At 45.5% G+C, this 7,436-nt stretch carries 8 protein-coding genes; 4 read left to right on the forward strand and 4 right to left on the reverse strand.

Annotation, left to right across the window (positions count from 1 at the left end; translation table 11 throughout):
- The first annotated feature begins 284 nt into the window (after window positions 1-284).
- From typA to PHF32_08235, 4 genes are all read left to right on the forward strand, one after another.
- Window positions 285-2,093, forward strand: a complete 1,809-nt coding sequence (gene typA / locus PHF32_08220) for a translational GTPase TypA (GenBank protein ID MDD4560701.1) — start codon at window positions 285-287, stop codon at window positions 2,091-2,093.
- A gap of 569 nt (window positions 2,094-2,662) precedes the next feature.
- On the forward strand, window positions 2,663-4,033 hold the full coding sequence (locus PHF32_08225) for a hypothetical protein (protein ID MDD4560702.1): 1,371 nt from the start codon (window positions 2,663-2,665) through the stop codon (window positions 4,031-4,033).
- 102 nt (window positions 4,034-4,135) lie between these two features.
- The gene (locus tag PHF32_08230) at window positions 4,136-4,471 is read left to right on the forward strand and encodes a hypothetical protein (protein ID MDD4560703.1); all 336 of its coding nucleotides are present in this window, start codon (window positions 4,136-4,138) and stop codon (window positions 4,469-4,471) included.
- A 4-nt stretch (window positions 4,472-4,475) separates the two neighbouring features.
- Entirely contained in the window at window positions 4,476-4,742 is a 267-nt protein-coding gene (locus tag PHF32_08235) for a FlgD immunoglobulin-like domain containing protein (GenBank protein MDD4560704.1), read from the forward strand.
- 49 nt (window positions 4,743-4,791) lie between these two features.
- On the opposite strand, the gene PHF32_08240 is transcribed toward PHF32_08235, so the two are convergent.
- The 4 genes from PHF32_08240 to PHF32_08255 all read right to left on the reverse strand — a co-directional run bounded on the left by PHF32_08240 (window position 4,792) and on the right by PHF32_08255 (window position 7,051).
- On the reverse strand, window positions 4,792-5,724 hold the full coding sequence (locus tag PHF32_08240; protein ID MDD4560705.1) for a radical SAM protein: 933 nt from the start codon (window positions 5,722-5,724) through the stop codon (window positions 4,792-4,794).
- Between the two features lie 14 nt (window positions 5,725-5,738).
- Window positions 5,739-6,476, reverse strand: a complete 738-nt coding sequence (locus tag PHF32_08245) for a uracil-DNA glycosylase (protein ID MDD4560706.1) — start codon at window positions 6,474-6,476, stop codon at window positions 5,739-5,741.
- A gap of 69 nt (window positions 6,477-6,545) precedes the next feature.
- Window positions 6,546-6,845 carry a DUF5320 domain-containing protein gene (locus tag PHF32_08250; GenBank protein MDD4560707.1) on the reverse strand — a complete coding sequence of 100 codons (300 nt, stop codon included), beginning with the start codon at window positions 6,843-6,845 and terminating at the stop codon, window positions 6,546-6,548.
- A gap of 2 nt (window positions 6,846-6,847) precedes the next feature.
- A complete protein-coding gene (locus tag PHF32_08255; protein ID MDD4560708.1) occupies window positions 6,848-7,051 on the reverse strand; it encodes a DUF5320 domain-containing protein in 204 nt (67 codons plus the stop codon).
- Window positions 7,052-7,436: the final 385 nt, after the last annotated feature.

Consider the following 7,436-nt stretch of genomic DNA (forward strand, 5'->3'; position numbering starts at 1 on the left):
AACACCTCGTTGTTATTCATTGCCTAAAGCATAAAGCAACAATAATATACGAGGTGTTTTTGTCAAGAAGTATTTTAAGTTATTTTACTGCCTCTCAATCACTTGGGCTACTGGGAAAGATTAGTAAACTAATAACAAGTTCGCTCGATCTGTGTCATCTGCGTGCCATTCAAAAGAGTCTCTCAGAATGTAAGGCGCATACGATTAACATGTAAACACAACTCTTGACGGATGCGCCCAATCTGAATTCATGATCACTATTCGTACGGTAATAAAGGATAAAAATGCGAAAAATAAAGAACTTAGCCATCATAGCTCATGTCGATCACGGCAAGACGACACTTGTGGATGCCATCCTGCGCAAAGCAGGACTGTTTCGAAACAACGAGAATGTTGTTACGAGAGTGATGGATTCGAATGACATCGAGAAGGAACGCGGCATCACTATATTCTCAAAAAACGCCTCCTTCACCTATCAAGGATACAAGATTAATCTGGTAGACACTCCCGGCCACTCCGATTTTGGCGGCGAAGTGCAACGCATCATGAAGATGGTAGATAGTGTACTGCTGTTGGTTGATGCCTTTGAAGGCCCTATGCCACAGACCAAGTATGTGTTGCGTAATGCGCTGGCACTAGGGCTAAAGCCCATCGTTGTCATCAATAAAATCGATCGTCCCAATGCCCGGGCACATGATGTGCTGGATATGGTTTTTGAGCTGTTTCTGGATTTGAACGCTTCCATCGAACAACTTGATTTCCCGGTAATCTATGCCTCCGGTAAGGATGCTTACGCTGTGAATGATCTGGCTGATACCCCCAAAGACATCCTCCCGCTTTTGGACATGATAATCCGGGAAGTACCTGATGCACAGGGTGATCCCAAGCTTCCTTTTCAGTTGTTGATCTCTGCTATAGAATACGATAAATACCTTGGTAAATTGGGTACCGGCAAGATTCACAGCGGAGTAGTGCACAGCGGAGATGAAGTCTGCTTGCTGGGGCGAGAGGGAAAACAAATCCAGTATAAGGTTATGGCTCTGTTTACCTATGAGGGACTGCGCAAGAAGGAAGTGAAATCGGCCCGTGCCGGTGACATCGTTACCATTGCCGGGCTGGACAAAATCGACATCGGGGAAACTGTATCTGCTCCCGATTGTCTGGTTCCCCTAAAAGGAATCGACATAGACGAACCAACAATTGCAGTGGAGTTTATCGTCAATGATTCCCCCTTTATGGGAAAAAGCGGAAAATGGCTTACTTCTCGCAAGATCTGGGAACGCCTACAAAGAGAAATACAGACTAATGTGTCCCTGAGAGTGGAAAAGACAGATTCCACCGATACTTTTACCGTGAAAGGCAGAGGGGAATTGCAGCTTACGATCCTGATGGAAAACATGCGCCGGGAAGGCTATGAATTCCAGATATCCAAACCCAGGGTATTGTACAAAGAAATAGATGGAACCTTGATGGAACCCATCGAATTGGCAATGGTGGATGTAGCGGAGGAATTTGTAGGCCCTGTGATAGACCTGATGGGTGGCCGCAAAGGCGAATTGATCAGCATGAAACCCCCGCTGGAAGGATACTCACGGCTGGAATTCAAGATTCCCGCACGCGGCCTGATCGGTTGCCGGAATGAATTTATGACCATAACCAGAGGTACCGGAACCATGAGCCAATGCTTCCTGGATTATGAAGCTTTCAAAGGAGAAATCTCGGGAAATGCCCATGGTTCGATGATAGCTTTGGAGAATGGCGTCGCCACAGCTTACGCTTTGAACAGCTTTCAGGCTCGCGGATACTTCATCATCCATCCCAATACAGAAGTGTACGCTGGGATGATTGTAGGTCAACACAGCAAAGAGAAAGACCTGGTTATCAACGTATGTAGAGGGAAAAAACTCACCAATAACCGCGCTGCCGGTAAAGATGATGCCGTTAAATTGGCCCCCCCGCGCATCTTCAGCCTGGAACAAGCAATGGAATACATCGGAGACGATGAGCTGCTGGAGATCACTCCGGATAGCATCCGCCTGCGGAAAAAGATCCTCCATCATAAAGACAGAATACGACACGAATACGCAGAGTAAAACTCCGCATTTAGGCTTGAAACCCAGATAGAAAACCGCAGAATATTCAAGCCGAACAATTTTGCGCGTTGTAAATTTCACACATATTTGTACTGAGTATTCTTTTATTCTTAATTCCAAAAACCTCCTGCTGTCATTGTGTTCAAACATAATAATTATTAGTTGATAGCATTCCCGTTCAACCTAATTCCACTCGTGTCCCCGCTGTACAAATTCTACACTCAGATATACCTCACTTTCAGATATTCTGATATTAGTATTTGCTTGGTAGGTAAAGTGATGATTCCATCAGGAGCAACCCAGAGAATTTTTGTCACAAAATGCTTCGCCGCCATCGATGTAGATGGTCCGGCAGTAGTTAACGGCTTAGGCGCCACCGGTGGTTTGGTAGAAGCCAATAACAGTGACCGTAAACAACGAATTCCAGCGATACGCTACTCTTGGGCAAACGTGTCTGTAAATTCCATCCATCCATCACACAATGGGATTAACCCAGATGATAATGGGAACCCTTATAGCATAAAGTATGGAGGCTTAGGGGGCTGTAATGAAACTGGAATTACCTATGATTGCTTTACCTTGGGAATGTACATGGTGGAGACCGCGTGGGCGGCTTGGCAGGCTGCACCATAGACGGAGCTATTCTACGCTGCTATGCCACTGGTAATGTACAGCAGGGTATCTCCGGAGTAGGAGAAGGCGGAATTGGTGGTCTAGCGGGTAGAGTTGATGGTAAGCTCCCTCCCGGCTTGGGAGGTTATACGGGCTCTGCCTCCGTACAGAATAGCTATTATCTCAGCTCTGCAACAGTCCTTGATCCTTACGGTACACCAGTCGCAAGCCTGTTGCCTGAAATGGCAAGATCCGAGACTGATATGAAAGGAACCACCAGCACTCAACCGGGATATGAAAACTGGGATCTGGAATTTGTATGGAATTGGTCAGAAATCAATTACCCGAATGTATATTGTGTTGGCATCGGTTTTATCCCAAGTGCCAATATTCAGCAATTCTACTATAAGACTGCAGATCCGCTAAGCACCGAGAACAACCACTGGTCAAATCCTAATAACTGGCTGGAGTCTACAAATGCTATCAGTTATGTCGCTCAAGGAAATCAGCTGTCATGGCTTTATCCCGATATGAGTAACTCATTTGGGATAATAGTATCTAGTGGAGTCACCATTGCTATGAATGAGATAAGCCTTGATGTGGATCAGATGGTGATAAAAGCAGGTGGAGCCATAGAAATCGATGGAGGGAACAGGTTCAGCGTGGAAAACGGGATTGATCCCGATGAGGACTTAGTAAATAACGGTAGCATAACAGTAAACACCAATAACCCGAGTAATCCGGATAATCCCACTGATAAGGCACTTTTCGAGATTGGGTATAATGCCACATTTGTGAATAACGGTACTGTGACAATGTATGGTAACCTCTTCAACACGGGCACCATCATTTCCGGTACAAGCTCCGGCATTGCTTTTGCGGGAGATGCCAAACAGTACTTGAGAAACATGGAAGATGGATATTTGCAGGATGTTGAAATCAACAACCCAGAGGGAGTGGAGTTCCTAACTCCGATTACCATCAAAGGTACGCTTACGATTACCAACGGGACACTTACCGGAACAGATGCCCCTACAGTGAATGCTTACAGTTCGCCAACAGCTAACAATCTGGTAATATCCGGAGATACAAACCCGATCTCGAGCTTCAGCGCATCAACAGCAGTTACCCCGGATATCTTTCCCGAATATGTGCGCAGACAGTGGACTATTAATGGATACATAGAAGATCCCATCGTAGAAAACCGCGAGAAAACCATACACTTCTATTGGACTGCTGCAGACGACGGGAATTTCGATTGGACTACGCAGGAGCCTGCAATATTCGTGGGAGGCGCTACTCGGTATTACCGGGAATTTCACCCCTGACAATCCCCGAATCCTGGAGATTACCTATACTTTCCCGGATGCCGCAAAAACAATGCCAAGGAAACTTTCAAAATCGGACTGACGGGTGGTCAAACGCTACCGGTGGAACTCTCTTCGTTCACAGTATCGCTCAATCCTCAGAACCATGTTCAACTACAGTGGGTAACTCAATCTGAGACAGATGTGATGGGTTTTCAGATCTTTCGCGCTACAGTAAGCAATTGGGAAGAAGCCATATCCGTTAGCGATATGATCTCTGCCACCAACACTTCCCAAATGCAAAGCTATCTTTGGGTCGACAAGGAAAAGCTTGCCCCAATACGCTATTATTACTGGCTGGAGAGCGTGGATTATGATGGCTACAGCGATTTCTTCGGACCTGTGAACATCTTTCTTGAGGACAATATTGGTGTAATTCCCGCCATCCCCCCCGATTAGCGGAATTAATAAAAACTATCCCAATCCCTTCAATCCAGATACCAACATCATCTACGGACTGGGGAAATCCGGTAACGTATCTCTGGATATATACAATGTCCGTGGGCAGAGAGTGCGGAATTTGCTAAATACCGAGCAGAAAGAAGGTTGGTACAAATTGATCTGGGACGGTAGTGACGACAGGGGCAATACTCTTCCCAGCGGAATGTATTACCTGCGCTTGACTGTCGAAGGAAATCATTATCTGCGCAGGATTACTCTGATGAAGTAAGCTGGATACATACAACCCGGAGGTTACACAGCTTTCGGGTTTTCCATTTTCACTTTTTGATCTTGAAGAAGTTACCCCGCTCCATCTCGATTGATTCTATCCGATTGGTTTCCAGCAGTACACTAAGGTATTTGTTCAGTTCGTTTTTATGCAGTGAAAGAATCTGACAGAGATCTTGATCCGTGCAGGGGCGACGTTTGATCGTAGCGAGTATTTGCTGCTCAATTCTAGTGCTAAAACTGGGAATGGTCTTGCGACTCCGTGGATTGGCGACTATTTCCACCACCAGAGGTTTGAAGTATTCGACTATCTCTAGAAGTCTGGATCGTGGTATGGCTTTTACCCAGGTTTCCGTACCGGGACGATCGAGGCTGTTCAACTGAACTCTGTCCGGAGAAATGGCAAGAAGCTCTGTTCTGATGTGCTCCAATTCTGCTGGACTATCGTTTATTCCAGGAACCAAAAATACTTCCATCCAGATCTTTCCTGAAAACTCTGACCTGAGATCCTTCAGCCCCTGAATCACTTTAGAAATGTCCAATCCTGCATGAGGTCGGTTGATTTTCACGAACACATCTTGCGATACAGCATCAAGATCGGGTAATATTACGTCCGCCCTCATTACTTCTTTTCGCAGAGGTGCATCCCAGAACATGGTGCCATTGCTAAGTATCGCTACTTTATATATGGGATAATTGTCTTTGATGTGGTCCAGCACTCGTCCCAACCCGCTGTTTAGAGTAGGCTCACCTTGGCCTGAAAAAGTAATGAAATCCAGCTCGGGTTTGTTTGCCAAATAAGCATCCAATTCTGCTATCACTTCTTCGATGGGAACATATTCCCGACGCTCTATACTAAGCAGAGTGGTCTTGCCTACTTCACAGTAAACACAATCGAGACTACAGACTTTGTGAGGCACCAAATCCACGCCCAATGATATGCCCAAACGGCGTGAAGGAACCGGTCCAAATAGATATTTCATGTTAACTCCAAATATCAAGGGCTTTTTGCGACAATGAAACTGCCATCAGGAAGCATATTATCAGCATGAGCGATGCCCCCTGCTTCCAGTTTATAACGTTCACATTCCTGCCATTTATTAAGGCAATAATGATCTGTCCAAAAATATCCAATGCGTCCAGCTTGGGTAAGAGCGCGAACGGGACACAAACTGAACCATTTGCAGGGCTCCAGACGGAAAGCCCGATAATAGTTTATCTGCGCTTGACTGCGGTATTCGGGATGGTGTATTAGTGATGTGGGATGGCTGAGGGGGATTACGATGAAATCCTGGCAAACAAACGCTTTCCCAATAAATGATGGGTATTCCGATTTATCGAATCTGCCGATCTTTCGCGTCTCAAAGATATACTTGCAGGCATAATAGCCCAAAGGCGACACTACTGTAGGTGATACCATATTCAACTCTTGCTCCAAATGCTTTGAGCAAGCAGCTATTTCTGTCTGTTTGGGCCTTCGGTTTTTCGGTAATCTGCATTTTAGCAAATTGGTCATATAAAAGTCTTCTCGAGATGCATTTATTGCATTGATAATGGACCAAAATACATCACCGCTTGGGCCCATAAACATCTTGCCAGATTCATCCTCCAATTCACCTGGAGCCTGAGCGATCAGAAGTATACTCGCATGCGCATTACCTTCACCAGCAAGCACATGCTTTCGCGAATCGCACAATGCGCAAGCACGGCAGGATTTCAGATCAATACTTTCCATCGAGCATAAATTTTCGAGGAGGCAATGTTTTACCTCCTCGAATACATGGGATGTTATGCTCAAAGCAAACTAGCTTTTATCCTCTTGGGATAATTGCTCGTTCAGCCATTGTAACTGCTTCTCAATTTCGGCTTTTTGAGCTAGCATGTCTTCCTTTGTGTAGCTATAAATAGGTTCACGATACGCGTAATTGGTTTGTACAGGATATGCTCCTACACGATAACGGTATCCAAAACCTCCACCAAAACGACGTCCTCTGCCGCGACCATAGCCGCCGCTAGCTAGGAAGCCATCAAAACGACCACAGGGACCTAGTCCTCTTCCGGGACGTCCGTCTCCAAAGGGTCCTGTTCCATCGAAACCTGGCATGTTTACCTCCTGGTTATTGATTTTCTGTTTAAAAGATGTCTAACGATGTTTACAAATAGAGATATTACGATATTGGTAAAACCCCGACTGTAGTAGTTCCCGGTGTCTGGCGCATTCAGGTTCGTACTGCGGGAAAAGAAGCAATTACCCATTCTCCTGCCTAAACGCCCATCTCCCAAAGGTCCGGTACCGTCACGATTTGGCATTGTAACCTCCTTCATAAAAAAGGTGTGAATCCCAGCCTGTTGATCGAGTTTTCCAGATGAGGAGCCTGCTTTGAGAGCACTGCATCTGTGTAGCTCATGTATCTTGAATATCCACTGTCCTGGCACTGGCCATCAGGCTTAACGGCCAGCAGGCAAGTGAACATATGTTCAATATTATGATGATGGGAATTATGTCAACTGTTTTCTTGATTTCTCCCTCGCCTCCTCTCCCGAGACTGTTCAATACCTCCCACTATAAACCCTCACTGTATAAACCCTCACTGAAAACTTCAATTTTCATCACCGAAAACTTCAAATCGGGAAAATGGGCTTCTATAGCGGTCATTCTCTGACTGGTTTTAATCACCGTTTCTTCAAATTTAAT

This window comes from Candidatus Cloacimonadota bacterium (assembly GCA_028706475.1).
Lineage (GTDB): Bacteria > Cloacimonadota > Cloacimonadia > Cloacimonadales > Cloacimonadaceae > UBA5456.

Bases quoted from the DNA above. Each gene is read 5' to 3' on its own strand.
- PHF32_08255 (MDD4560708.1), bottom strand. From the start codon at position 7,051: ATGCCAAATCGTGACGGTACCGGACCTTTGGGAGATGGGCGTTTAGGC.
- typA (MDD4560701.1), top strand. From the start codon at position 285: ATGCGAAAAATAAAGAACTTAGCCATCATAGCTCATGTCGATCACGGC.
- PHF32_08250 (MDD4560707.1), bottom strand. From the start codon at position 6,845: ATGCCAGGTTTCGATGGAACAGGACCCTTTGGAGACGGACGTCCCGGA.
- PHF32_08240 (MDD4560705.1), bottom strand. From the start codon at position 5,724: ATGAAATATCTATTTGGACCGGTTCCTTCACGCCGTTTGGGCATATCA.
- PHF32_08245 (MDD4560706.1), bottom strand. From the start codon at position 6,476: ATGGAAAGTATTGATCTGAAATCCTGCCGTGCTTGCGCATTGTGCGAT.